Consider the following 26,024-nt stretch of genomic DNA (forward strand, 5'->3'; position numbering starts at 1 on the left):
GTGAAAATTATGGTACGGCTTTTGCTCCTCTTGATTAAATTTTCAAAATTTGAAATTTACAGCATTGGTTAAAAACCAAAAAACACTTATTTATTAGGCAGTATTACTCAAAAAAAGTAAAATAGATGATGGAATACAATTATTTTCACGGAGCAATTATGATTGATAGAGATTATGAAAATTCAAAGAATTTTATTTCTCAAAAAATGATTGAAAAAAAATACTTCTACTTTTACCCAAATATATTTTCATTAGGAGAACACGAACATCCTTACTATTATGAAAACATATTAATTTCATTTGGAAGAACAGCAAAATATTTAGTTGATAACGAAGAAGAGCTTAAAGATTTTTTAAAAGAATTTGAGGATATTTTATGCCATTTAGATTTTGAAACTGCACAAATTAAAGTTGAAGCTAGTTATGCTGATTTTAAATTATTTTGGATTAATAAAAAAAAGCTATTAAATAATATTGGAAGTAATACAGAAACCATATTACAATATTTTGAAGACAATCAAATTAGGTATTATGAAACTGAGGACTTCTATTTTGGTTTCGGAGAAATTAATTTATTTACTGGATATGTTTTAGAAAAATACAACGATGAAAAATTATTGAGTTTTGACAGAAAATATCCGGATTTTGTTTACCCTTAGAATGCCCCGCAGTAGCAAAATCACTGCATGCTTTATGCTTCATAAAGCATGGTATTGGTAAAATTGTACTTTTGCTCTCTAATTATTTCTTATAGAATCAAAGCCATATATACCCATAATTTTATTTGTTTTTCTCATTCATATAAAACAAGTTAGCCCTTATTTTAAACAATCAAAATGGAAGATTATGTATAGCAGAGACATTGACTATTTCGTTCAGAGAAACTTATTAAATTTTAAACTAAACGGAAAAGGATGGCATGATTTAATCAAAAAAATGCTTTTTGAATTTTGTATTGCAGGCTGGGATATAAATAACGACGTTTCTGGAAAAGAAAAATACGGCACTTTACGCTGTTATATTGTTTTAGACAATAAAGATTTAGAACAAAAAATAAAAACCATAGTCCAAGCCTATGCTCATTTATCTGGAAAAACTTGTGAAAAATGTGGAGCAAATGGAAAAGAAAGAAATACAAATGGATGGACATCTATCCTATGTAAAAACTGTTATTTAGAAGAAACGAAAAGCATATCCCTAAAGAAAGAAAATAATCTTGAAGAGTGTAAAATCTGTGGCTATTTTTCTTTAGAAGAAGGGAAATGCAAATTTTGCGGAAATGTTGATTACAACACAAATGATACTATTTATAGTCCGAAAAAATATTTTAAAAGTGAAATTGAATACATTAAGGAATGTCAGATTGAAATTTTCCTCGATAAAGAGGATGAAATAGAAGTTAGTAAAAGAACAAAAGGATATTCAAAATCTCAATCGCATCAGATCCTATTTACATTTGAAGAACTTGACACGTACAGAAAATCGAATCAAGACGAATTAAATAGCGAATAGAAATAACAACCATCAGCATTTAGATTGTGCCAGTTTATTGTAAAAGAAAAACCATGTAAATCAATTGATTTACATGGTTTTTCTTTTTGAGCAGAGACGATAGGATTTGTCCCCTACCTAATCCGTTAATATACTGTTTTTATATAAATATCCTTTTTAGGATCTCTCTTCCTTCTTAATTGGACTTTCAAAATTTGAAATGTTATTTAGGACAAATAACCATTGCGCCAAGGACTGCTGCCCAATCAATTTTAAATTAAAAATTTATGGAATCCTTGTTAATATTTCTATATCTGTTATATCAGGCTGTATAAATTTTGTCTTTAGAGTTGTACTTGTAAGTTCTAAAATTTCACCGGGAATAGCTGGCTGATCAGGATATCTCACCGTTATAGAATTATTGCTTCTAGTCCATGTTCCTGTACTAATTGTTTCTTGACAATTTGGATTATTAAATTCATGATTTTTAATAATTCCTCCTGGAAGTATTTCTATGTAATCTTTACTACAACCTGGCGTGTGTTGGTAATCCATAAGTATTTCTTGATTATCAGTAAAGGTTCCAATTCTTGTGTATTGCCATTTACCTTCTAAAGTAACAGTTGCTGAAGTTGAATCATCACTACTGCAAGAATACAAGCTAAAGATTATTACAGGTAGAATTAGGAAAAGCTTTTTAAATTTAGTCATAGTTTTAAATGTTTTTTTGTTTTTACGATTGTAAAATTAATAATTTTAGTTATTATTTTTTATTTCTTAATAATATTTCAATTTTGTCCTTATAGCAAAAGATTTGATGATAAATTTTAAAAATAGATAAAAACAAAAACCCTGTAAATCTGATGACTCACAGGGTTTGGATTTTTTAGCAGAGAGGATGGGATTCGAACCCACGATACAGTTACCCATATACAAACTTTCCAGGCTTGCTCCTTCAACCACTCGGACACCTCTCTATTAATTTGCGGTTGCAAAGAACTGCAAAAATTCCGACTAAAGAAAATTTATAGCTAAAAAATTATGACAATTCGCCTCGCAAAGCGGTTTCATAAATAGTCTTGAAAACATTTGGAGAAACTTTCTGCCCAATGAGGTACATCAGCTTTGTTATTGCCGATTCTGTAGTAATATCTTTTCCGGATATGACGCCTATTTTTTTCAATGATGTGCTCGTTTCATAATGCCCCATACTTACGCTTCCGGCAGTACATTGTGTTACATTAATGACATGCAGCCCGTTTTTAATGGCTTTCTTTAATAACGAAATAAACCACTCATCTGTTGGCGCATTTCCGGCACCATAGGTCTCTATAACAACACCTTTCAGGTTGGGAATATTAAAAATAGCAGTCAATACATTTTCGCTAATTCCAGGAAACATTTTTACGACAGCCACATTGTTGTCGAGTTCTTTATGTACCTGGAGTTTTTTGTTTCCGGATTTTGGCAACAGCAAGTCATTGTTTACTTTTAAATGTACACCCGATTCTGCCAATGGCGGATAATTAGGCGACATAAAAGCATTAAAATGCTCTGCGTTTATTTTTGTAGTACGATTTCCTCTGTATAGCTTGTATTCAAAATAAAGGCATACTTCGTTAATAACCGGTTTATTTTTATGTTGCAATGAAGCAATTTGAATTGCTGTAATCAGATTTTCTTTGGCATCTGTCCTCAGATCACCTATTGGCAATTGAGAACCCGTAAACACGACTGGCTTGGCGAGATTTTCCAGCATAAAGCTTAAAGCGGAAGCTGAATACGACATCGTATCTGAACCGTGAAGCACGACAAAACCGTCAAAAGCAGTGTAATTTTCTTCGATGATCGTTGCAATCCTAACCCATTTATCAGGATTCATGTTAGAAGAATCTATGGGAGTATCAAAAGAAACCGTTTCAATCTCACAATCTAGTTGCTTTAATTCAGGTATTCTTTGGAGCAATTTGCTAAAGTTGAACGCTTTTAAAGCACCCGTCTCAAAGTCTTTCACCATACCGATAGTTCCGCCGGTATAAACCAAAAGTATTTTTGCTTTAGACAGCATTCTCATATTTTGATTTATTGACTACCGGATTGGCATACATCGCCAGGAATCCTTGCAGTTCTACTGGATTACTTTCATCAATTCTTATTTCCAATCTTCTTTCAAAAAGCGATTTTTCTTTTTCGGTATACAGGTGAGAATATTTATCAGTATTATTCAGCAAATCGTAGGCAATATAATTGGTTGGCCATAACTTGTAGTTCGCCAGCACAGCATCATCTATAGTCTGAGCCAAAGCCTGAATCTGTCTATTTGAATTGTCGAATTTCGAAGCGATTTCATCCAATTCAGCTTCTAAAACATCTCCAACATGAATATGGATTCTTTTTTTCTGTCCCATAATTCCGCTTAGGAGCGTCATGAAATCTTCATTTTTTTCTTTTATATAAACCTCATCATTTGCTTCTGCCATTAGTTGTGGCATTTTTAGCGCATCTGTAGGGTCGTATTCATAGGAAATAGATACCGGAACAATTTTTAATTTCTTAAAATAGTCCATCAGGTTGTCTTCGTCAGAACCCATCGAAAGCATTTTCAATACTCCCGGATGTGTTGCATCATTACCGTCTTTTGTTCTTCCTTCACGTTGGGCAATCCAAACAGAACGGTTTTCTCTTAGAATAAGCTGGCAGATATATTCTGACATCAATTTTGAGCTTTGAAGCAGCTCTCTAGGCGACAGGCCTCTCTGAACCAGAAAATTCCGATTCAGTTTAGATAAAATATGCAGGAACGTTTTACGTACTAAATTATCGCCAATTGCCGAAGCTGTCATTACCAAACCGTGGTCAAAAAGACAGGTATTTAGCAGCGATGTATCTAAAATGATATCCCTGTGATTGGAAATAAAAAGATAAGGCGTATGTTTTTCTAATTTTTCAAAACCAGAAGTAGTCAATCCGTCCGAACTTTTTTCGAGCACCTTCATGACGGCATGATAGATAAAATTGCATTGGAAATCTCTAATGGAATGCGTCCTTTTTAACTGCTCTATCCAATCTTTTTCTTCGACATCCGGATACGTGAAGCTCATCATGGCTTTCATCATCGGATGATCGGCAACTTTGCATAAGGCTTCGTTTACTTCGCTATCATAAAACGGTCGAATCTTATCGAATTTTGACATTACTTACGTTTTTTTAACAATCTACAAATGAACAAAAATTTTATGAATTTGATGTGTTTTCTTTGTTAAATACCGAAAACCTCTTTGGCATTTTCAGTCGTGATTTTAGCAATCTCTTCAAGAGAAACTCCATATATCAAGGCTAGTTTTTCTGCCACCAGCTTTGTATAGCTACTTTCATTTCGCTTGCCTCTAAAAGGCACCGGAGCCAGATAAGGAGAATCGGTTTCCAAAACGATGTGTTTCAGATCAATCTGATTCAGGAACTGGTCTATTTTGCCATTCTTGAAAGTCGCAACACCGCCAATCCCCAGTTTCATATTACATGAGATTGCCCGTAGCGCCTGTCCATAATCACCCGTAAAGCAATGGAAAATCCCGAATAGTTTTTCGTCTTTTTCTGATTCAAGAACTTCAAAAACCTCATCAAAGGCATCTCTGCAATGGATATTTATAGGAAGGCTGTATTTTTTTGCAAGCTGTATCTGTCTTTTAAAGGCAATTTTCTGTTCTTCCAATCGGGTTTTATCCCAAAAAAGATCAATTCCTATTTCGCCAACAGCGTAGAACTTTCTTTTAGACAATTCAGATTCCACAAAAGCCAATTCTTCTTCATAGTTTTCTTTGACATAGGTAGGATGCAGACCCATCATCAGAAATACATTTTCCGGATATTGCTTTTCCAAATCATACATTTTTTGGGTATAACCGGAATCGATTGACGGTACAAAAATTCTTTGAACACCGGCGTCAAAAGCACGCTGCATCATTTCATTCCTGTCCTGGTCAAATTCTTCGCTATAAATATGCGAATGTGTATCTATTAAAATCATGTTGCAAAAATAGGAACAATACGAGCAAATCCCAAAATCAAGAAAATCTTAGCAAAATATTATGTTTTAGATGAGATGGGTTTGTTCGTAAATCGTTATTTTTGATTTACTCATAGCTTACAAATGGATACTATTTTCGACGCCTTAAAAAAGAAAGGTTACAAAAAAATCAAGTTAAAAATCTCAAAGACAAACCATCTTGTCATTAAGGCAAAAATTAATGGCATTAGCGGTAATTTCATATTAGACACTGGGGCTTCCAATAGTTGCGTTGACTTTGGCGATATTGAGCATTTTAGGCTATTTGCTGAAGAATCTTCTACAAAAGCTGCCGGAGCCGGAGCTGTGGGAATGGAAACTCAAATGTCGACCAATAATACGCTCCAATTGGGACGTTGGAAAACCGATGATTTTTCATTGGTTATCTTTAATATGTCGCATGTCAACCTGGCTTTAGAACAATACAAGGCAAAGCCTGTTCACGGAATTATTGGCGCTGACATTTTGATGAAAGGCCACGGAATTATCGATTATAATGGAGAGTATTTTTATTTAAAACAATAAATAAATCCGATAAATAAAAAATCCCGTTCTTTCGAACGGGATTTTTTTATATTCTAAAGCCTGAAATTATAGTTCCAAGGCTTTTTTAGGATTGTTATCCATCAATAATTCTACCGGATTCTCCAAACCTTCTTTTACTGCAACCAAGAAACCAACTGACTCACGTCCATCAATAATTCTGTGGTCATAAGAAAGCGCTACATACATCATCGGGTGGATTTCCACTTTACCGTTTACGGCAATCGGACGCTCAATAATGTTGTGCATTCCTAAGATTCCAGATTGTGGAGGGTTGATGATTGGTGTTGAAAGCATACTTCCAAAAACACCTCCGTTAGAGATTGTAAAAGTTCCTCCGGTCATATCGTCTACAGTAATTTGTCCGTCACGAGCTCTTATCGCCAATCTTTTGATTTCAGACTCGATACCGCGGAAAGTCAGGTTTTCAGCATTTCTAACCACAGGAACCATAAGTCCTTTTGGCCCTGAAACTGCTACTGAAATATCGCAGAAATCGTATGAAATTTTTTCTTGTCCGTCAATCATTGAGTTTACATCCGGATAAAGTTGTAAAGCTCTTGTCACTGCTTTTGTAAAGAATGACATATAGCCCAAACCTAACCCGCCGTGTTTTGCCTTGAAGGCATCTTTATATTCATTACGAACCAAATTGATTGGCGTCATGTTTACTTCGTTAAAAGTCGTAAGCATAGCCGTTTCATTTTTGGCTGCAACCAAACGCTCTGCAACTTTTCTGCGAAGCATTGATAATTTTGTTCTTTCAGAACCGCGGTTTCCTCCTGTTGGAGTTCCCATAGAAGGTTTTGCATTTACAGCATCGTCTTTAGTGATTCTTCCGCCTTTTCCGGTTCCTTCAACAGATGATGGTTCGATATTTTTTTCATCCAAGATTTTTCTCGCAGCTGGTGAAGGAGTTCCTGTAGCATACGTTTTTTCTGCAGCAGGTGCTGGTTTTGCTTCTGCTTTAGGCTCTTCTTTTTTAACTTCAGCTTTTGGAGCTTCCTCTTTCTTTTCTTCTTTTGCCGGAGCGCTTCCTTCAGGTTTAGCAGCACTTGTATCAATCAAGCAAACTACCTGACCAACAGCTACAGCATCACCTTCTTCAGCTTTTAGCGTGATAATTCCGCTAGCTTCAGCCGGTAATTCCAAAGTTGCTTTATCTGAATCTACTTCAGCAATCGCTTGATCTTTTTCTACGTAATCTCCGTCTTTTACTAACCAAGTTGCGATTTCAACTTCGGTGATTGATTCCCCCGGTGAAGGAACTTTCATTTCTAAAATCATCTGTATATAATTTTATGGTGTTGTTATTTGTATACTACTTATTATTTCAAAATTACGTTTTTTAGCCTTGATAGGCATCAAAATCTTAATTAGCTGAAAAGATTTTTATCAAAAACCATCGCTATTGCAGCTGCATGACGCTTTTTAGAACGCGCATAGCTTCCTGCAGCAGGCGCACTATACGCTTTTAAAGAAGCCACTCTCAATTTCACTAAATCAAAATTCATCAGCATATACCCGTAAGCACCCATATTTTTAGGTTCTTCTTGTGCCCAAACATAGTCGTCAACATTTGGATATTTTTCAATAATGGCTTTCAATTGTTCAACTGGCAATGGGAAAAGCTGTTCGATTCTTACAAAAGCTACATCTTTTCTTCCGTTTGCTTCTCTTTCCGCAACCAAATCATAATAGAATTTTCCGGTACAGAATACTAATGTCTTAATATCTTTAGCATTTGCAATTGGATCGTCTAAAACTTCCTGGAAACTTCCGTTTGCAAATTCATCTACAGTAGAAACTACGGCAGGATGACGCAATAAACTTTTTGGAGTAAACACAATCAATGGCTTTCTGAAGGCCGTTTTCATCTGTCTTCTCAACAAGTGGAAGAAGTTTGCCGGAGTCGTACAGTCAGCCACAAACATATTGTGGTTAGCACAAAGCTGCAAGTATCTTTCCATTCTTGCAGAAGAGTGCTCAGCCCCCTGCCCTTCATAACCGTGCGGAAGCAACATTACAAGTCCGTTTTGGTTGTTCCATTTATCTTCTGCAGCAGAAATATATTGGTCAATCATAATTTGGGCACCGTTAGAGAAATCTCCAAACTGAGCTTCCCAAATCGTTAATGTTTTTGGGCTTGCCAAAGCATATCCGTAATCAAAACCAACCACACCATACTCAGACAAAAGTGAGTTATAGATATGGAATTTACCTTTTTGGTTTTTCAAATGCTGCAACAAGATTACTTCTTCTTCAGAATCTTCAACTTTCACAACTGCATGACGGTGAGAGAATGTTCCTCTTTCCACATCTTGTCCAGAAATACGAACATCATAACCTTCAGTCGTCAAAGAGCCATATGCCAATAATTCAGCCATTGCCCAATCCAACTTGTTTGTTTCATACATGACTTTTCTGTCATTGATTAGCTTCTGAATCTTGCTGATAAATTTCTTATCGCTTGGCAATGTCGTAATTGTCTGCGCAATTTCTCCCAATGTTTCTTTTGAGAAAGTCGTATCGACTTTCTGAAGCATTTCTTTTTCATCTGCCTGAACAAAACCGTTCCATTCGTTTTGCATGAACGGAGTAATAATTGTCAGGTCTTTTTTACGCGATGCTTCCAGATTTTCATCCAACATCGCTTTGTATTCTTTTTCCAGCTTGCCAACATACTTATCATCAATCACACCTTCTGCTATCAATCTTTCAGCATAGATATCTCTTGGGTTTTGATGCTTAGCAATAAGCTTGTATAATTTTGGTTGGGTAAAACGAGGTTCGTCACCTTCATTATGCCCATATTTTCTATATCCTAGCAAGTCGATGAAAACATCGCTTCCAAACTGCATTCTGTAATCCAGAGCAAAAAGCATGGCGTGAACAACTGCTTCTGCATCATCCGCATTTACGTGTAAAACTGGCGAAAGCGTCACTTTTGCAACATCTGTACAATACGTAGAAGAACGGGCATCCAGATAGTTGGTTGTAAATCCAACCTGGTTATTGATTACCAAGTGAATTGTCCCTCCTGTCTTATATCCATCCAATTGTGCCATCTGAACGATTTCATAAACAATTCCTTGCCCAGCAATAGCCGCGTCTCCGTGAAGTGCAATTGGCAGTACTTTTGAGAAATCATCCGCAAAATGGCGATCTTGTTTTGCTCTTGTGATTCCTTCAATTACAGCTCCAACTGTCTCCAAGTGCGAAGGGTTTGGCGCTAAATTGATGTTGATATTTTTCCCTGATTTAGTCTTTTTATCAGCGGTCAATCCTAAGTGGTATTTTACGTCACCATCGAAAAGTGCGTCATCGTCATAATCTTTTCCGTCAAATTCAGAGAAGATATCTTGTGTGTTTTTTCCAAAAACGTTTGCCAAAACATTCAAACGGCCTCTGTGTGCCATTCCCATAACAAATTGCTCTACACCTTTTTCTGCAGCTGCTTCAATCAAAGCATCAAGAGCAGGAATTAATGTTTCACCTCCTTCAAGAGAGAAACGTTTTTGTCCAACGTATTTAGTATGAAGGAAGTTTTCAAAAGAAACTGCTTCATTTAATTTATTAAGAATATTTTTCTTTTGGTCATCAGAAAATCTAGGATGATTGTCATTGTATCCGATTCTATCCTGAATCCATTGGATAACTTCCGGCTTACGGATATACATATATTCTACACCAATATGTTGGCAGTAGATTTTGTCTAAGTGACCAATGATTTCCTGCAAAGAGCATGGTGCAATTTTGATGGCTTTCGCTGCATCAAAAACAGTATTTAAATCGGCTTGTGAAAGTCCGAAGTTTTCAAGATCCAGGTTTGGGCTGAAAATTCTTCTTTCTCGTACCGGATTGGTTTTCGTAAACAAGTGACCGCGCGTTCTATATGCATCGATCAACTTCAGCACATTAAATTCTTTTTGTAGTTTTTCTGAAATCTGGCTTACATCGACATTGCTTGATGTTGCATAATTTGCAAGCTGCTGTGCCGGAGCCTCGTGTTCTTCATTATAAGTCTGCATCCCGAAATCAAAGCCCTGAAAGAAACTTCTCCAGCTTGGCTCTACGCTATCCGGATTTTCAAGATATTCATCGTATAATTGAGCAAAAAATTCAGTATGTGCCGCGTTTAAAAAGGAAAACCTATCCATAATTTAATTGAATGTCCTAATTTGTTAAAAATATTTTTGCAAAAGTACGACAATTAGAACAATCTAATAAATATTTCATACTTTTATGTCTTAAACTTAACTTAAAATTTGGCCATGAAAATACTTAATCTTAACCATATAACAAAAACCTTGATGGCAGTTATTTTCTTAGCTGTTTCATCAAATGCTACAGCACAGCAAAATACGAACAATGATTTCCAAAGCAGGATACGTTTTGGCGGTGGATTAGGACTTGGTTTCGGTTCGGGCTACACAAATATTTCAGTAGCTCCAAGCGCAATATATGACTTCAATCAATATTTTTCAGCCGGCTTGGCCTTACAGGTGAGTTATGTAAGGGATAAAGATTTTTACGAGTCCTATATCTATGGCCCAAGCCTTATCCTGTTAGCAAATCCGATTCCTGAAATCCAACTTTCTGCAGAATTGGAACAGTTAAGAGTTAACCTGGATTATGATGATAAAGTTGGAGGCGGTTCTGATAATTTTTGGAACACAGCACTTTTCCTTGGAGCCGGTTATCGCATGGATAATGTTACAGTTGGCGTACGATATAATGTCCTGTTCGACAGCGACAAAAATGTTTACAATGATGCTTTGATGCCGTTTGTGAGGATTTATTTTTAAGGTACTAAGCTGCTAAGGTCGTGTATCTTGAGTATAAAAGTAAACCTTATTGAAAGTAACTTTTTGTGTGTTTTTATTTAGGATTAGCTTCTAAATTCTGTCGCTAAAATTCGAAATCAAATTAATCCGAAATCATCTGGCTATAAGAGAACTAAAAACCTTAGTACCTCAGAACCTTAGAACCTTTTTAAAGCCTATTTCTAAACCAAACTTTTTGCCATTCTCTTTTCAGAATAAGAAAAACGATTTGCTCGGAAAGCTCTACTAAATCAGAGCCATCTAATTTTTTGACCTCAGCTTCAGGAACGTCAATAATATAAAGTAGGTTCAAATATTCCGCAAACTTATGCTGAATCAGCCTATACACTTTTTCATGCAGTTGGATTTTCAATTCTACAGGCTTGGTGCTTAATGGAAAATCAATAGGCTCATTCGCAAAATTAAAGTCCTTATTGACTTGTTCCAGCAATTTCAAATACAGATTTTCTTTCTCGGCTTCAGAAAGTAAATTATCAGTATTTATAGGTGCAATAAAATTCATAGTGTTTTTTAAACTTTTCGACTCATCAAATTTTCTCCAAAAGCCTTTAGTACTGCTTTTTTATCCTGGCCAATATTTAATTTTTCCAATGTTTCAAAAGCCTTAAACGTATATTCCCTGATGGCTTCCTGAGTTGCTTTTGATGCTCCGGTATGATTAAAAATTTCTTTTACAGAATTTATCTTTTCAGAATTGTCCGTAGGCTGTATAGAGTATAAGTGCAGCAGCTGTTCTTTTTCTTCCGGTGTTGCAAACTGCAGTGTCTTTAAATAAAGATAGGTCTTTTTATTTTCAATTATATCACCACCTACCTGCTTCCCGAATGTTTCCGGATTTCCGAATGCATCAAGATAATCATCCTGCAACTGGAAAGCGATACCAAGATTTAATCCGAAATCATAAATCGCTTCACCGTTTTCAACAGAAGTCTCCGCTATAATTGCACCCATCTTCATTGCAGCTCCAACGAGCACAGCGGTTTTATATTCAATCATTTTTAGATACTCCGGAATCGTAACATCATCACGGGTTTCAAAATCCACATCCCATTGCTGTCCTTCGCATACTTCAAGTGCTGTTTTGCTAAAAAGTTTTGCCAAAGACTGGAAGATTACCGGCTCATACTTTTCAAAATATTGGTACGCCAGAATTAGCATAGCATCACCTGAAAGGATACCCGTATTGATATTCCATTTTTCATGAACTGTCTCTTTGCCCCGGCGAAGCGGCGCATCATCCATTATATCATCATGAACAAGGGAGAAATTATGAAACACTTCAACTGCCAAAGCTGCCGGCAATGCTTTCTTATATTCTTGATCAAAAATCTCGGCTGCCATCAATGTCAGAATAGGACGAATCCTTTTTCCTCCTAACGACAATATATACTGAATAGGTTCGTATAGTGATTTTGGCTCTTTGACAATCTTTTGGCTTTCAAGATAATTTAAAAAGCCATCCTGATATTCACTGATGGAATGCATAAAAATAATTTTGGCTAAATTACGGTATTCTTTATACCACAACAAACTTTCCCCATTCTAAAATTCACACCGTCTCGAAAACGTTTTATGTTAAAGAAAAGTTAAATTAAGTTTGACAAATTTGTCAAAATAAATTATTTAATAATTTTGTTTAACAAAAATGTTAAACACTATGTATGTTAAAAATAAAGATGAAGCTACTGAGGATTTGATTAAAAAAACTGCCAAGAAATTATTTTTTGGTGAAGGAAAATTTAATGCAACCACTCAGGAAATAGCTGATGCCGCGGGAGTTAACAGGACTTTGATAAATTACTATTTCCGCTCCAGAGATAAATTGTTTGAAATCGTTTTTGCCGATGCGCAAGAAAAAGAACAACAAAGAACCGAGTCAATTGTTTTTTCAGAATTGCCTTTTAAAGCGAAAATTGAAGAATTTATAGACGATTCTTTTGTAATGGCGAAAGAATATCCTTACATGGAAATCTACCTCGTAACTCAATTTAACCAGGGCTGCTATTTTAAGGATGAAGAAGGAATGGAACGAATGCTTAAAAAATTCTATGAAGAAGTGCTTATCGAAATGGAAAATGGAACCATCGAAAAAATGGAACCAATACAGTTTATAATTAATATGGTTTCGCTAATCTCTTTTCCTATTTCTATGCGTCCTCTTTTTCAAAAAACCATGCGCCTGACGGATGAAGAATATGAAAAAATCCTTGATGACAGAAAAGAAATTATCATGAATACCTTATTTGGGAAACAATCAAAATCAATCAATAATAAATAATTAAATCAGATGAAGAGTATGAACAAACTCGCTATCCTGCTGATCGGATTCATTTTTTCGCAAGGCATTCAGGCACAGACCCGAAAGCTAACGCTAAAAGACGCCATCCAATATGCTTTGGAAAACAAATCCGATGCTAAAAAAGCCAAGCTTAAAGTAGAGAATAGCGAATACCAAATCCAAGAAGTACGCTCCAGAGCTTTGCCACAAATCTCGGCTCATGGAAATGTGACTTACAATCCAATATTACAGTTAAATGCCTTACCGGGTGATTTTTTCGGACAACCGGGCACTACCATCTTAGCTCCTTTAGGACAAAAATGGAGTTCGGTAGGCGGCGTTTCCTTAACGCAAAACATTTTTGACCAGGCCGTATTTACCGGTTTAAAAGCAGCCAGAACAACCCGTGAGTTTTACCAAATCAATCAGCAGCTTACAGAAGAACAGGTAATTGAACGAGTTGCCAACAATTACTATCAGGTTTTTGTACAAAGACAAAAACTTTCTGTGATCGACAGTAACTTTGTAAACACTACAAAAGTGAAAGAAATTATCAAAGGCCAGCTTGATAACGGGCTTGCGAAAAAAATTGACTTGGATCGTATTACCGTAAAGTTGCACAACATCAACACGCAACGTCAGCAGTTAATCAATGATGTACAGTTACAGGAAAACTCTTTGAAATTCTATATGGGAATGCCTATAGAAACGATTATCGAGATTCCGCAGACAGAATTTCAAATAACGCCTCAGGCGCTTTCAGAGCAACCTGATTCGACCCAAAGAACAGAATATGCATTGTTGAAAAAGCAAGAGCAGCTTTTGGATTATCAGAAAAAATCTATAGTTGCCGAGTATTACCCAACCTTAGCTATTTCTGGAAGCTATAATTATATTGGGCAGGGGCCTAAATTGCCTTTGGGAGCTTCTTCATCAGAAGGTGTTTACTGGTCAGATTATTCCATCATAGGATTGGATTTGAAAATCCCAATCTTTACCGGATTTGGAACAAGAGCGAAAGTTCGTCAGGCTGATATCGAATTGAAGCAGGTTAAGGAAGATATGTTAGAAACAAAACTTTCTCTTGATTTGGCCTATGAGAATTCGAAAACGCAGATAAACAATAGTATTATCACAATCAATAATCAGAAAGAGAACGTAAGGCTGGCCGAAGAAGTGTTAAGCGATACAAAAAACAATTATTATAACGGACTGGCTACACTGACCGATCTGCTTGATGCGGAGAACTCACTGGTTGAAGCGCAAAACAATTATAACTCAGCTTTATTGGATTACAAACTGGCTGAAGTACAGCTGATCAAAGCTAAAGGAGAACTAAAAACTTTAATCAATTAAAAATCAATCATACAAAAGATGAAAAAATTAATATATATAGGTATTGGAGTAGCCGTCCTTGGACTGATCGGCTTCACTTTAATGAACAATAAAAAGAAGAATGAAGCAGAAACGGCAATCGTTTCGGAAAAAAACACTACCGTTGCTGTACGAATTGCAACAGTAAAGACAGAAGCTATCAACTCTGATTTCGTAGCAAACGGTAACTTCATTCCTTCACAGGAATTGAAATTCTCTGCAGAAAATTCAGGAAGAGTTATCAAAGTTTTGGTAGAAGAAGGAAGCCAGGTGAGAATTGGCCAGACATTGGCTATCATAAAAGGCGACCAACTGTCTATTGACGTGCAGAATGCTAATGCAGCCTACCAAAATGCTTTAACAGACAGCAGACGTTATGAAAACGCATATAAAACCGGTGGTGTTACGCAACAACAGCTAGACCAGGCAAAACTGACTCTTGTAAATGCTAAAGCAAAACTTGATCAAGCTAAAATTACATACGGAGATGCAACAATCAAATCTTCCATTAATGGAATCGTAAACAAGAAGAGCATCGAACCGGGTTCTGTTGTAGCACCTGGAACAGAATTGTTTGAATTGGTAAACGTTTCAAAATTAAAATTGAAAGTAGCTGTTAGCGAAAACCAGATTCCTGATTTAAAAGTTGGATCTGCTGTTAAAGTTAAGGTTAGCGTATATCCAGATAAAGAATTCGCGGGTAAAATTACTTTCATCGCACCTAAAGCAGACGAATCATTAAACTTCCCTGTAGAAATCGAGATCACAAACAATCCTAACAATGAAATCAAGGCAGGAATGTACGGAACAGCTGAATTTACATCAAAAGCTACACAACAAAAACCACTTAAGATTATCCCTAGAAATGCTTTCGTAGGAAGTGTGAGCAGTAATCAGGTATTTGTTGTAGAAAACAATGTTGCAAAACTGAAAAAGATCGTTGCCGGACGCATTTTTGGCGATAAAGTGGAAGTATTAGACGGCTTGAATGACGGTGAAATTGTTGTCACTAGTGGACAAATCAACCTTGCTAACGGAACAAAAGTAAATCCAATAAAATAGTTGACAGTTTAGCTCATAATTGATAATGGATAGTTAATAGTGGATAACGGATAGTTGGCAAAAAAGAGGCTTTTAGCTTTACAACTTCCAACTTTACAACTTTCGACTTTCCGACTTTCAACTTTATGATCTTTGACTTTAAAGACTTTAAACTTATAAAATGAAAATAGCAGAAATATCAATCAAACGACCAACCCTTGTGATTGTGTTGTTTATCATTCTTACGCTCGGCGGTCTGTTTAGCTACAGCCAATTGAGCTATGAATTGATCCCGAAGTTTGAAATAAACGTGGTTACGATTTCTACTGTATATCCGGGAGCTTCTCCGGGGGAAGTAGAAAACACGGTAACCAAAAAAATTGAAGACGCCGTTTCCTCTCTGGAAAACGTAAAGAAAGTAGAATCGAAATCTATCGAGAGTTTATCTATCGTTATGGTAACTCTGGAACCGGAAGCCGATGCGGATTATTCTCTTAACGATGCCCAAAGGAAAATCAACGCTATCGAAAAAGATTTACCGGAAGATGTTGATCCGCCTTCCCTGACTAAATTCTCTTTGAGCGACTTGCCGGTAATTACTATCGGAGCAACCGCAAAAATGGATGAAGTGGCTTTTTATGACTTGTTAGACAAGAAAATCCAACCGATACTTTCGCGTGTAAAAGGTGTGGCTCAGGTTAACCTAGTTGGTGGTGAAGAAAGGGAAATCCAGGTTAGCCTTGATCAAAACAAGCTAAAAGGTTATGGAATCTCTGTTCCTCAGGTACAGCAGATGATATTGTCTTCGAACCTTGACTTCCCTACCGGAAATATTCAGACAAGAGAAACTACGATGTTGGTTCGTCTTGCCGGAAAATACAAGAATGTAGAAGAAATGAGGAACCTTGTAATTTCCTCTAAAAACGGAATTCAAATACGTCTTGGCGATGTAGCCGATGTTCAGGATTCGCAAAAAGAAGTTGAGAAAATCGCGCGTGTCAATTCCAACAATGCAATCGTATTGCAGGTCATCAAACAGACCGATGCGAATGCAGTAACAGTGAGTGAGGAAATCTACGCTGCCATTGCTAAAATAGAAAAAGATTATTCCAAGCAAGAATTGAAACTTAAAGTAGCCAACGATACTTCTGAATTTACATTGGCAGCAGCAGACTCGGTAATTCATGACTTGTTCCTGGCCGTATTCCTGGTAGCATTCGTAATGCTTTTCTTCCTGCACAGTATCAGAAACGCCTTTATCGTAATGGTTTCCATTCCGGCTTCCCTGATTGCTACATTTATTGGAATATATATGATGGGTTATACCCTGAACTTAATGAGTTTACTCGGGCTTTCATTAGTGGTTGGTATTCTTGTGGATGATGCGATTGTGGTATTGGAAAACATTTACCGTCATATGGAAATGGGTAAAAACAAAGTACGTGCAGCCTTTGACGGAACGGCAGAAATCGGATTTACCGTAACCGCAATTACATTGGTTATCGTGGTCGTATTCTTGCCTATCGCAATGAGTACAGGTCTGGTGGCTAACATCATTACTCAATTCTGTGTTACCGTTATTATCGCCACGTTGTTATCCTTACTATCGTCATTTACAATCGTGCCTTGGCTTTCTTCTCGATATGGAAAATTAGAGCACGTAACAAACAAAAACTTTTTCGGAAGAATTATCCTGGCATTTGAAAGAGGTCTTGATAAGTTTACACATAAGGTAACAGACATTTTAAAATGGTCTTTGAAATATAAGAAATCAACCCTAGCAATTGTTGTTGTATTATTTTTCAGTTCGCTTGCATTGGTTGGTGCCGGTTTCATTGGAGGTGAATTCTTCCCGAAAATTGACCGTGGACAATTCCTTGTTCAGATTGAATTGCCAAAAGATGCTTCTATCGAGCAATCCAACTTTATAGCCCAGAAAGCAGAAGACTACCTGAGACATAAAAAAGAAATTGAAGAAATTGTAACCACTGTAGGACAGACCAGTGAAGGTTTTGGTGCTACCCAAGCTACCGTTTACAAGGCAGAAATCGACGTGAAACTGGTTGACAAATCGCTTCGTGAAGACGGAACTTATATCTATGCAGCTAAAATGAAACGTGAATTGGAAAAAATTCTCGTAGGTGCCAAAATCAAAACCGTACCTGTAAGTATCATGGGTGGTGCCGATGAAGCTCCAATTTTCTTAACTGTTACCGGACCGGATTTAGAAAGTGCGACAGCCTTTGCAAAAAAAGCAGAAGCACAGCTGATGAAAATCAAAGGAGCTACAGAAATCAAACTTTCAGTAGAAGAAGGTAGTCCTGAAATTGCCGTTCAGGTTGACAGAGACAAGATGGCTGCTTTAGGACTGACGCTACAAACCGTTGGAACAACAATGCAGACTGCATTTAATGGAAATACGGATGCTAAATTCCGTGCTGGAGAATATGAATACGACATCAATATCCGTTTTAATGAATACGACCGTTCCAACATTAATAATGTTAGTGACCTGGTATTCATCAACGATGCCGGACAGCAAATTAAATTATCTCAATTTGCAAGCGTTAAAGAAAGTTCAGGACCAAGCTTACTGGAGCGTCGTGATAAGGCAACTGCCGTGTCAATTAAAGCACAGACTATTGGTAGACCTTCCGGAGACGTTGCCGCAGAATGGGAAGCACAGTTTTCAAAATTAGAAAAACCAACCGGAGTAAGTTATGTTTGGGGTGGTGATATGGAAAACCAGGCAGAAGGTTTCGGTACATTAGGAATTGCTTTATTAGCCGCTATTATTTTGGTTTACCTGGTAATGGTAGCCTTGTATAACAGTTTTGTTTATCCATTTGTGGTTTTATTCTCAATACCACTATCCTTTATCGGAGCTTTGATGGCGTTGGCCTTGACCAACAACTCGCTGAATATCTTTACGATTTTAGGGGTAATCATGCTTATTGGTTTGGTTTGTAAAAACGCGATTCTTCTAGTCGATTTCGCGAACCATAGAAAAGCTGAAGGCGAAACGACTTATATGGCATTAATCCAAGCGAACCATGCCCGACTTCGTCCGATTTTGATGACGACGATTGCGATGGTTTTCGGTATGGTGCCGATTGCATTGGCTTCCGGAGCTGCTGCCGAGATGAATAACGGTTTGGCTTGGGTAATTATTGGAGGATTAATCAGTTCGTTATTCCTTACCTTGATTATCGTTCCTGTGGTGTATGCTATTTTCGATAGCCTGATTGCAAGATTCAACAAAGGCAAAGAGCCTACAAAATATGAGGAATTAATGGTAGCCGATTATGAGCACAAAGAATTGAGCGACGACGGATTTACTGCAAAACACTCTTAAAAAAATCGTTCCAAAAACGAATTACCTTGAAATTTCCCGACTGAAGGTGTTCAGTCGGGATTTTTTTTGAGGCATCCAAAGTTTATTTTCTTGTCAGACAAGAATAAATCTCGGCCGCATTTTTTATATTGCAGTAAAATTCCATGCTATGAAAAAAATAATTACACTCTGTCTTTTTGTCTCCTTGTTTTCTTGTACATCCGACAAGACCGAAACCATAACAGTTAAAAACAAATATTCTGTAGAATTACCTTCGTTTCTTTCAAAAGCGAAAGGTCTCCATGACATGGCTTCTTTGCAATATCAAAATGCTTTTAAAGAATTTTATATCGTTATCATAGATGAACCTAGAGAGGAATTCGCCAATGCGGCAAAAGCCACAACTGAATTTACTCCCGATTTCAACGGTTATTATCAAATTTTAAGGGGAAGCTTGGAAGCATCTATCAAAAATGGTGTTTTTACAGACACAAAAGACACTCAAATCAACGGACTGAAAGCCAAGACATTTACACTGACCGGAACAGTTGATGAAATCCCTATTTTTTACGATATCGCTTATGTCGAAGGAAATGACAGATTTTACCAAATTGTAATCTGGACTGTAGAAAGCAGCAAAGAAAAATTCAGGGAACCGATGGATAAGATTATTGCTTCCTTCAAGGAAATTGGTTCTGGAAAAAGCAGCGACAGGAGTTTAAAATAAGAACAAAAAAATCCATTAGCATTTACTAATGGATTTTTCTTTTGAAAGATAATCAGATTTAATTTCTGTTTGCAAGAGCATCCTGCTTCCAGTTTTTAACTGCAGCAACTCTGCTATCAGAATAATCAACTTCACTTAAATTATTATCTGTCCAAAAAAACCATTTTCCGGTTTTCGCACCGTTATTATATTCTCCTAAAGATTTTTTGTTTCCTTCCACATCATAAGAAATCCATTTTCCGTGAACTTTCCCATCTTTATAGAATCCTTCTTGCATTACTTTTCCATTATCATAAAAATAGGTAGCCTTTACCATATTGTCTACAACTTCATATTTATGATCCGCTTTTTGCGCAAAAACAACTCCAGAAATCAGCATCACTGCCATAATCAAACACTTTTTCATAATTCTGTCTTTTTTGGTTATTTACAATTCTCTAACAAATATAATTATTTCTTTACAATTAAAAGACTTTAACTTAACAATTTGGTAACATTAAATAAAAACTTAACATTGGAATTCCCTTAAGCCTTATAAACACAGGCATTCCCAAAATTCCAAAAAAAACATATAATACTGTCCAAAACTGAATTAGGAAGCAAAAAGTGCTAAGAACTACGGTTACAGCCTATATAAATTTTACTTTTTCCTCTCTTTATAATTTGAAAATCATAATTCATAATTGACAATTATCACTAAATTTGCCATCTAAAATTTTGAGAATGTATAGAAGTCATAATTGTGGAGAATTAAATGCTTCACATATTAATACAGAAGTTACGCTTGCGGGCTGGGTTCAAAAAACACGTGATAAGGGTTTTATGATCTGGGTTGACCTGCGCGATCGCTACGGAATTACACAATTGATTTTTGATTCAGAAAGAACCGATGCAGCTGTTTTTGAAATGGCCAAAACATTGGGCAGGGAATTTGTTATTCAGGTAAAAGGAACTGTTATAGAGCGGGAATCAAAAAACAAAAACATGTCAACTGGCGATATTGAAATTTTAGTTTCAGAATTAAGCCTTTTGAATGCCGCATTAACTCCCCCATTTACGATTGAAGACGAAACAGACGGTGGTGAAGATATCAGAATGAAATACCGTTATCTGGATATCAGAAGAAATCCAGTGAAAAACAGCTTGCTTTTCCGTCATAAAGTGTCTATGGAGGTTAGAAAATATCTTTCAGACCTAGATTTCTGTGAAATTGAGACACCTTACCTTATCAAATCCACTCCTGAAGGAGCTCGTGATTTTGTCGTACCGTCAAGAATGAATGAAGGGCAATTTTATGCTTTGCCTCAATCGCCTCAGACTTTTAAACAACTTCTGATGGTTGGAGGTATGGATAAATATTTCCAAATTGTGAAATGTTTCCGTGATGAGGATTTAAGAGCCGACAGGCAACCTGAATTTACACAGATTGACTGTGAAATGGCTTTTGTAGAACAAGAAGACATTTTGAATGTTTTTGAAGGACTAACTCGCCACCTGTTAAAAGAAATCAAAGGAATCGAAGTGGATAAATTCCCAAGGATTACTTATGATTATGCCATGAAAACGTATGGTAATGACAAACCGGATATTCGTTTCGGTATGGAATTTGGCGAATTGAACAAAGTGGCGCAACATAAAGAGTTTGCCGTTTTTAACAGCGCTGAACTTGTAGTAGGAATTGCAGCTCCTGGCTGTGCTTCTTATACCAGAAAAGAAATCGACAACCTTATTGATTGGGTAAAACGACCACAAATAGGTGCTACCGGAATGGTATATGCCAAATACGAACTTGACGGAAGTATTAAATCATCTGTAGATAAATTCTACGACCAGGATGATTTGCAAAACTGGGCAAAAGTTACCGGTGCAAAACCAGGTGACTTAATCTTGGTTCTTTCCGGCCCTGCAAATAAAACAAGAACGCAATTAAGCGCCTTGAGAATGGAATTGGCAACACGTTTGGGGCTAAGAAATCCGGAAGTTTTCGCTCCGCTTTGGGTAGTAGATTTCCCATTGTTGGAATTTGACGAAGAAAGCGGCAGATATCATGCGATGCACCACCCTTTTACGTCTCCAAAACCAGAAGACATTGCCTTGCTTGAAACCGAACCGGGCAACGTAAGAGCTAATGCTTACGATATGGTTTTAAACGGAAACGAAATTGGAGGTGGCTCAATCAGAATTCATGATAAGGCAACACAACAGCTGATGTTCAAATATCTTGGTTTTACCGAAGAAGAAGCCCGAAACCAATTCGGCTTTTTGATGGATGCTTTCCAGTTTGGAGCGCCACCACACGGAGGTTTGGCCTTTGGGTTAGACCGACTGGTTGCTATTTTAGGAGGACAAGAAACCATCCGCGATTTTATTGCTTTCCCTAAAAACAATTCGGGACGCGACGTGATGATTGATGCTCCTGCGGCAATTGACGACAAACAATTGGAAGAACTTCATATCCGACTTAAATAATTAAAAGCCCCGAATTCGGGGCTTTTTTTATGCTAATTACCTAAATCTTTATTAAATCCTTTCAAAAAGCAACGCATTATAACGGTTTTATTGCACTACAAAAAAAACGAGAAATAATGCAAGACGAAAACATCCGATTGGAATACAAAAAACCAAAGAAAGACACCCTTAAACCATAAATAAATTTAACATGACATATCATCAAAAAGATGATTTTTTACAGAATTAATGAGTTTGAATAATTCTTATAATATTTAGATTATCTTTATAATAAATTATCAAAAAAACGAGGTATTTCGCTTAAAAATTGAAAAACAAACGATTGAATTTTGGGAAAAATCACAAAAAGATTTTTTATTCAATAATTTTTTTTCAATTTATTAACATAAAATTATACTTCGTATCATATTAAATACTACATTTGTTCATTATTAATTATTTTTATTATTACAATGCGTACAGGTACAGTTAAATTTTTTAATGAATCCAAAGGATATGGGTTCATTGTAGACGAAGAAACAGGAAAAGACATTTTCGTTCATGCTTCAGGAATCAAAGCGGAAGAACTTCGCGAGGGAGATAGAGTATCTTACGAAGAAGAAGAAGGAAGAAAAGGTAAAGTAGCTGCACAAGTTGCAGTACTTCAAAACTAATATATAGCATACTATTTTTAGTTTCCTAAAAACTTAACCGCTCCAGAAATGGGGCGGTTTTTTTATATTCTCTAATTTAACACAAAATTAAATTATATTCATTTTTTTAATAGTAAAAATGAATTTTTCATTTGTTTTGATTTAAACATTTAAAAAACGAATAATGTAAACAAATCTCTTTATTTGTTATTTTTATTCATTCTAAATTAAAATTAAGGACAATACTATATAGTATTGAAACCCTAAGGCTGTGAATTCAATATTGGCTCGTATATTTGTAACTATTTTATAAAATAAATTCATTATGAGTACGGATCAGACTAGTTATTTCCCTATATTAATGCAATTTTTGCTTGCTACCGGGTTTGTAGTTATGACAATTATTGGCTCTAGTTTTTTAGGCCCGAGAAGAAAATCGGTCAACAAAGACAAAAACTTCGAGTGTGGGATCGAATCTGTAGGAAACGCCCGTATCCCTTTTTCTGTAAAGTACTTTTTGGTTGCCATCTTATTCGTTTTATTCGACGTCGAGGTTATTTTCATGTACCCTTGGGCTGTGAATTTTAAAGAAATGGGCTGGGCAGGATTAGGTAAAATGGCAATCTTTATGTCTCTTCTTGTAGTAGGTTTTTACTACGTTATGAAGAAAAAAGGGTTAGAGTGGGAATAATTAATTTTTTGATTTGAGAATTTCGATTTAAGATCTTTTCAATTTTATAAAAATGAGAAAACAGATTCGTGTTTTTAGATTTATCAGAAATCTAAAACCTAAAATCTAAAATCTAAAAAAATGAGTGATTCAAAAATAAATATGGTAGATGTTCCCGAAGGATATGAGGGAACAGGATTTTTCGCTACAAAGTTAGACACCGTAGTCGGACTTGCCCGTGCTAATTCTCTTTGGCCTTTACCATTTGCCACTTCTTGTTGCGGTATTGAATTTATGGCAACAATGGGTTCGCATTATGACGTTGCACGCTTTGGATCAGAGCGTATGAGCTTTTCACCACGCCAGGCTGATATGCTTTTGGTTATGGGAACGATTGCTAAAAAAATGGCGCCAATCTTACGCCAGGTTTATGAACAGATGGCAGAACCAAAATGGGTTATTGCCGTTGGGGCTTGTGCTTCTTCAGGAGGAATTTTCGACACGTATTCAGTATTGCAAGGCATTGACAAAATAATTCCTGTAGACGTTTATGTACCTGGATGTCCTCCAAGACCGGAACAGATTCTTGATGGTGTAATGCGCCTTCAGGATTTAGTAAAATCTGAATCCGTAAGGAGAAGAAGTTCTCCAGAATATCAAGAATTACTAGCTTCTTATAACATTTCTTAAAAATGGCTTTAGAAACTTCCGACATACAAAATAAGCTCGTTGATAATTTCGAATTAACAGTAAGCGATTTTACGCAACAGCACGATATTTTTTCTTTTGAAGTAGATTCAACATCAATTCTCGAAGTAATGCAATTCCTGAGAGACGATAAAACATTGCGTTTTAACTTTCTTACGGACTTATGCGGCATTCATTATCCGGATGCTGAAACAGACAGACAATTTGCCGTAGTGTATCACATGCATAACTGGGTAGACAATGTTAGAATCCGAATCAAATGCTTTTTGAATGGTGAAAATCCGGAAATTGATTCGGTTACCAGCCTGTTTCTTGGAGCTAACTGGCAAGAAAGAGAAACCTATGACTTTTTCGGGATTATTTTCAAAGGCCATCCGCAGTTGAAAAGAATCTTGAACATGGATGAAATGGTTTCCTTCCCAATGCGAAAAGAATTCCCGTTGGAAGATGGCGGAAGAACCGACAAAGACGACCGTTTCTTCGGAAGAACAACAGATAATTGCTAATAGTACTGAAATAATATCTATAATGTCAGACTTATTATTACCACCAGAATTACGATATGCCGATATCATCAAACAAAGACAGAATGAAGACGGAAGCGAGCTATCCATTCTGAACTTAGGCCCTACGCATCCTGCTACGCACGGAATTTTCCAGAACATTCTTTTAATGGACGGAGAACGAATCGTGGAAGGTGAAGGTACCGTGGGTTACATCCATCGTGCATTTGAAAAAATTGCTGAAAACAGACCTTTTTACCAAATAACACCTTTGACCGACAGGATGAATTACTGTTCGTCTCCTATAAACAATATGGGATGGTGGATGACTCTGGAAAAAGCGCTAAATATAGAAGTCCCTAAAAGAGTACAATACCTTCGAGTAATCATAATGGAATTGGCGCGTATTGCCGACCATATTATTTGCAACTCGGTACTTGGTGTGGATACTGGAGCCTTAACAGGCTTTTTGTATGTATTCCAATTCAGGGAAAAAATCTACGAAATCTACGAGGAAATCTGTGGTGCGAGACTTACGACCAACATGGGAAGAATTGGAGGTTTTGAAAGAGAATGGAGCCCTGCTGCATTCCAAAAAATCAACGAATTCCTTGAAGAATTCCCTCCTGTTTGGGAACAATTCGAAAATTTGCTGTCACGTAACAGAATTTTCATGGACAGAACTATTGACGTAGGTCCTATTTCTGCTGAACGTGCCATGAGTTACGGTTTTACAGGTCCTAATTTAAGAGCTACCGGCGTTGATTATGACATCCGTGTTATGCAGCCGTACAGTTCTTATGAAGATTTCGAATTCAACATACCTGTTGGAAAATCTGGTGATACCTATGACCGTTTCTGTGTTAGAAATGCAGAAGTTTGGGAAAGTATCAGCATCATCAAGCAAGCCTTGGCAAAAATGCCGGAAGGACCTTATCATGCAAATGTTCCGGATTATTATCTTCCGCCAAAAGAAGACGTTTATACTACAATGGAAGCATTGATTTACCACTTCAAAATTGTTATGGGAGAAATTCCTGTTCCGGTAACAGAAGTATACCATCCCGTTGAAGGTGGTAATGGTGAATTAGGATTCTATCTGATAACCGATGGAAGCAGAACACCTTACAGACTGCATTTCAGAAGACCATGCTTTATTTACTATCAAGCATTTAATGAAATGGTAAAAGGTCAAATGCTTTCAGATGCAATTGCCACGCTGTCAAGTCTGAACGTAATTGCAGGAGAATTAGACGCATAGAGATTTTAGATTTGGGGATTTAAGATTTAAGATTTGAAACAGCAAAAATCATAAATCATAAATCATAAATCACAACATAT

Annotated in this window: 24 protein-coding genes and 1 tRNA gene; 15 read left to right on the forward strand and 10 right to left on the reverse strand. The window is 36.5% G+C overall.

The annotated features are described in order from the left end of the window. Positions 1 to 125: 125 nt before the first annotated feature. Positions 126 to 659, forward strand: a complete 534-nt coding sequence (locus ABH942_RS07580; protein ID WP_370030701.1) for a hypothetical protein — start codon at positions 126 to 128, stop codon at positions 657 to 659. A 187-nt stretch (positions 660 to 846) separates the two neighbouring features. Beyond that, positions 847 to 1,512: a hypothetical protein gene (locus tag ABH942_RS07585; RefSeq protein ID WP_370030703.1), complete on the forward strand. Its 666-nt coding sequence runs from the start codon at positions 847 to 849 to the stop codon at positions 1,510 to 1,512. 264 nt (positions 1,513 to 1,776) lie between these two features. Here ABH942_RS07585 and ABH942_RS07590 read toward each other — a convergent pair whose 3' ends face one another. From ABH942_RS07590 to ABH942_RS07610, 5 genes are all read right to left on the reverse strand, one after another. After that, complete coding sequence (locus ABH942_RS07590; RefSeq protein WP_370030705.1) at positions 1,777 to 2,202, reverse strand: lipocalin family protein; 426 nt, start codon at positions 2,200 to 2,202, stop codon at positions 1,777 to 1,779. Between the two features lie 179 nt (positions 2,203 to 2,381). Further along, positions 2,382 to 2,468, reverse strand: a tRNA-Ser gene (locus ABH942_RS07595). Positions 2,469 to 2,530: 62 nt separating this feature from the next. Beyond that, a complete protein-coding gene (locus tag ABH942_RS07600; protein WP_370030707.1) occupies positions 2,531 to 3,559 on the reverse strand; it encodes an asparaginase in 1,029 nt (342 codons plus the stop codon). Then, positions 3,549 to 4,685: a 1-acyl-sn-glycerol-3-phosphate acyltransferase gene (locus tag ABH942_RS07605; protein ID WP_370030709.1), complete on the reverse strand. Its 1,137-nt coding sequence runs from the start codon at positions 4,683 to 4,685 to the stop codon at positions 3,549 to 3,551. The genes ABH942_RS07600 and ABH942_RS07605 overlap by 11 nt, the downstream gene beginning before the upstream one ends. 65 nt (positions 4,686 to 4,750) lie before the next feature. Beyond that, a complete protein-coding gene (locus ABH942_RS07610) occupies positions 4,751 to 5,518 on the reverse strand; it encodes a TatD family hydrolase (RefSeq protein ID WP_370030711.1) in 768 nt (255 codons plus the stop codon). Positions 5,519 to 5,641: 123 nt separating this feature from the next. On the opposite strand from ABH942_RS07610, the gene ABH942_RS07615 reads away from it, so the two are divergent. Continuing rightward, on the forward strand, positions 5,642 to 6,082 hold the full coding sequence (locus ABH942_RS07615; RefSeq protein ID WP_370030713.1) for a retropepsin-like aspartic protease: 441 nt from the start codon (positions 5,642 to 5,644) through the stop codon (positions 6,080 to 6,082). A 66-nt stretch (positions 6,083 to 6,148) separates the two neighbouring features. On the opposite strand, the gene odhB is transcribed toward ABH942_RS07615, so the two are convergent. Together odhB and ABH942_RS07625 are read right to left on the reverse strand one after the other, a co-directional pair. After that, the gene (gene odhB / locus ABH942_RS07620) at positions 6,149 to 7,387 is read right to left on the reverse strand and encodes a 2-oxoglutarate dehydrogenase complex dihydrolipoyllysine-residue succinyltransferase (protein ID WP_370030715.1); all 1,239 of its coding nucleotides are present in this window, start codon (positions 7,385 to 7,387) and stop codon (positions 6,149 to 6,151) included. Between the two features lie 89 nt (positions 7,388 to 7,476). Further along, positions 7,477 to 10,260 (reverse strand): 2-oxoglutarate dehydrogenase E1 component, encoded by a 2,784-nt coding sequence (locus ABH942_RS07625; RefSeq protein WP_370030718.1) that lies wholly within the window; start codon positions 10,258 to 10,260, stop codon positions 7,477 to 7,479. Between the two features lie 114 nt (positions 10,261 to 10,374). Between ABH942_RS07625 and ABH942_RS07630 the strand changes: the two genes are divergently transcribed. After that, on the forward strand, positions 10,375 to 10,908 hold the full coding sequence (locus tag ABH942_RS07630; protein WP_370030719.1) for a hypothetical protein: 534 nt from the start codon (positions 10,375 to 10,377) through the stop codon (positions 10,906 to 10,908). Between the two features lie 187 nt (positions 10,909 to 11,095). Here the strand turns inward: ABH942_RS07630 and ABH942_RS07635 are convergent, their stop codons facing one another. Together ABH942_RS07635 and ABH942_RS07640 are read right to left on the reverse strand one after the other, a co-directional pair. Next, positions 11,096 to 11,449: a hypothetical protein gene (locus ABH942_RS07635; RefSeq protein ID WP_370030721.1), complete on the reverse strand. Its 354-nt coding sequence runs from the start codon at positions 11,447 to 11,449 to the stop codon at positions 11,096 to 11,098. Positions 11,450 to 11,457: 8 nt separating this feature from the next. Next, positions 11,458 to 12,432, reverse strand: coding sequence for a polyprenyl synthetase family protein (locus ABH942_RS07640; RefSeq protein WP_370030723.1), 975 nt, complete (start codon positions 12,430 to 12,432; stop codon positions 11,458 to 11,460). 172 nt (positions 12,433 to 12,604) lie between these two features. Here ABH942_RS07640 and ABH942_RS07645 point away from each other — a divergent pair, with 172 nt between their 5' ends. The 5 genes from ABH942_RS07645 to ABH942_RS07665 all read left to right on the forward strand — a co-directional run bounded on the left by ABH942_RS07645 (position 12,605) and on the right by ABH942_RS07665 (position 19,701). Further along, a complete protein-coding gene (locus tag ABH942_RS07645) occupies positions 12,605 to 13,225 on the forward strand; it encodes a TetR/AcrR family transcriptional regulator (protein ID WP_370030725.1) in 621 nt (206 codons plus the stop codon). A 9-nt stretch (positions 13,226 to 13,234) separates the two neighbouring features. Continuing rightward, on the forward strand, positions 13,235 to 14,581 hold the full coding sequence (locus ABH942_RS07650; protein WP_370030726.1) for a TolC family protein: 1,347 nt from the start codon (positions 13,235 to 13,237) through the stop codon (positions 14,579 to 14,581). 18 nt (positions 14,582 to 14,599) lie between these two features. Continuing rightward, the gene (locus ABH942_RS07655; RefSeq protein WP_370030728.1) at positions 14,600 to 15,661 is read left to right on the forward strand and encodes an efflux RND transporter periplasmic adaptor subunit; all 1,062 of its coding nucleotides are present in this window, start codon (positions 14,600 to 14,602) and stop codon (positions 15,659 to 15,661) included. 160 nt (positions 15,662 to 15,821) lie between these two features. Further along, positions 15,822 to 18,995, forward strand: coding sequence for an efflux RND transporter permease subunit (locus ABH942_RS07660; RefSeq protein WP_370030730.1), 3,174 nt, complete (start codon positions 15,822 to 15,824; stop codon positions 18,993 to 18,995). A gap of 148 nt (positions 18,996 to 19,143) precedes the next feature. Next, positions 19,144 to 19,701 carry a hypothetical protein gene (locus ABH942_RS07665; protein ID WP_370030732.1) on the forward strand — a complete coding sequence of 186 codons (558 nt, stop codon included), beginning with the start codon at positions 19,144 to 19,146 and terminating at the stop codon, positions 19,699 to 19,701. A gap of 58 nt (positions 19,702 to 19,759) precedes the next feature. On the opposite strand, the gene ABH942_RS07670 is transcribed toward ABH942_RS07665, so the two are convergent. Further along, positions 19,760 to 20,107: a toxin-antitoxin system YwqK family antitoxin gene (locus ABH942_RS07670; RefSeq protein ID WP_370030734.1), complete on the reverse strand. Its 348-nt coding sequence runs from the start codon at positions 20,105 to 20,107 to the stop codon at positions 19,760 to 19,762. Between the two features lie 317 nt (positions 20,108 to 20,424). Here ABH942_RS07670 and aspS point away from each other — a divergent pair, with 317 nt between their 5' ends. From aspS to ABH942_RS07700, 6 genes are all read left to right on the forward strand, one after another. Further along, positions 20,425 to 22,170, forward strand: a complete 1,746-nt coding sequence (gene aspS, locus ABH942_RS07675; RefSeq protein WP_370030736.1) for an aspartate--tRNA ligase — start codon at positions 20,425 to 20,427, stop codon at positions 22,168 to 22,170. Positions 22,171 to 22,622: 452 nt separating this feature from the next. Then, positions 22,623 to 22,823, forward strand: a complete 201-nt coding sequence (locus tag ABH942_RS07680; RefSeq protein ID WP_056071739.1) for a cold-shock protein — start codon at positions 22,623 to 22,625, stop codon at positions 22,821 to 22,823. A gap of 304 nt (positions 22,824 to 23,127) precedes the next feature. Further along, on the forward strand, positions 23,128 to 23,493 hold the full coding sequence (locus ABH942_RS07685) for an NADH-quinone oxidoreductase subunit A (RefSeq protein WP_140000909.1): 366 nt from the start codon (positions 23,128 to 23,130) through the stop codon (positions 23,491 to 23,493). A 120-nt stretch (positions 23,494 to 23,613) separates the two neighbouring features. Continuing rightward, positions 23,614 to 24,162, forward strand: a complete 549-nt coding sequence (locus tag ABH942_RS07690) for an NADH-quinone oxidoreductase subunit B (protein WP_140000910.1) — start codon at positions 23,614 to 23,616, stop codon at positions 24,160 to 24,162. Between the two features lie 2 nt (positions 24,163 to 24,164). Then, positions 24,165 to 24,686: an NADH-quinone oxidoreductase subunit C gene (locus ABH942_RS07695; RefSeq protein ID WP_370030739.1), complete on the forward strand. Its 522-nt coding sequence runs from the start codon at positions 24,165 to 24,167 to the stop codon at positions 24,684 to 24,686. Positions 24,687 to 24,708: 22 nt separating this feature from the next. Then, positions 24,709 to 25,944 carry an NADH-quinone oxidoreductase subunit D gene (locus tag ABH942_RS07700; RefSeq protein WP_140000912.1) on the forward strand — a complete coding sequence of 412 codons (1,236 nt, stop codon included), beginning with the start codon at positions 24,709 to 24,711 and terminating at the stop codon, positions 25,942 to 25,944. Positions 25,945 to 26,024: the final 80 nt, after the last annotated feature.

Origin of the sequence: Flavobacterium sp. 28YEA47A (genome assembly GCF_041262125.1) — a bacterium.
Taxonomy (GTDB): Bacteria; Bacteroidota; Bacteroidia; order Flavobacteriales; family Flavobacteriaceae; genus Flavobacterium.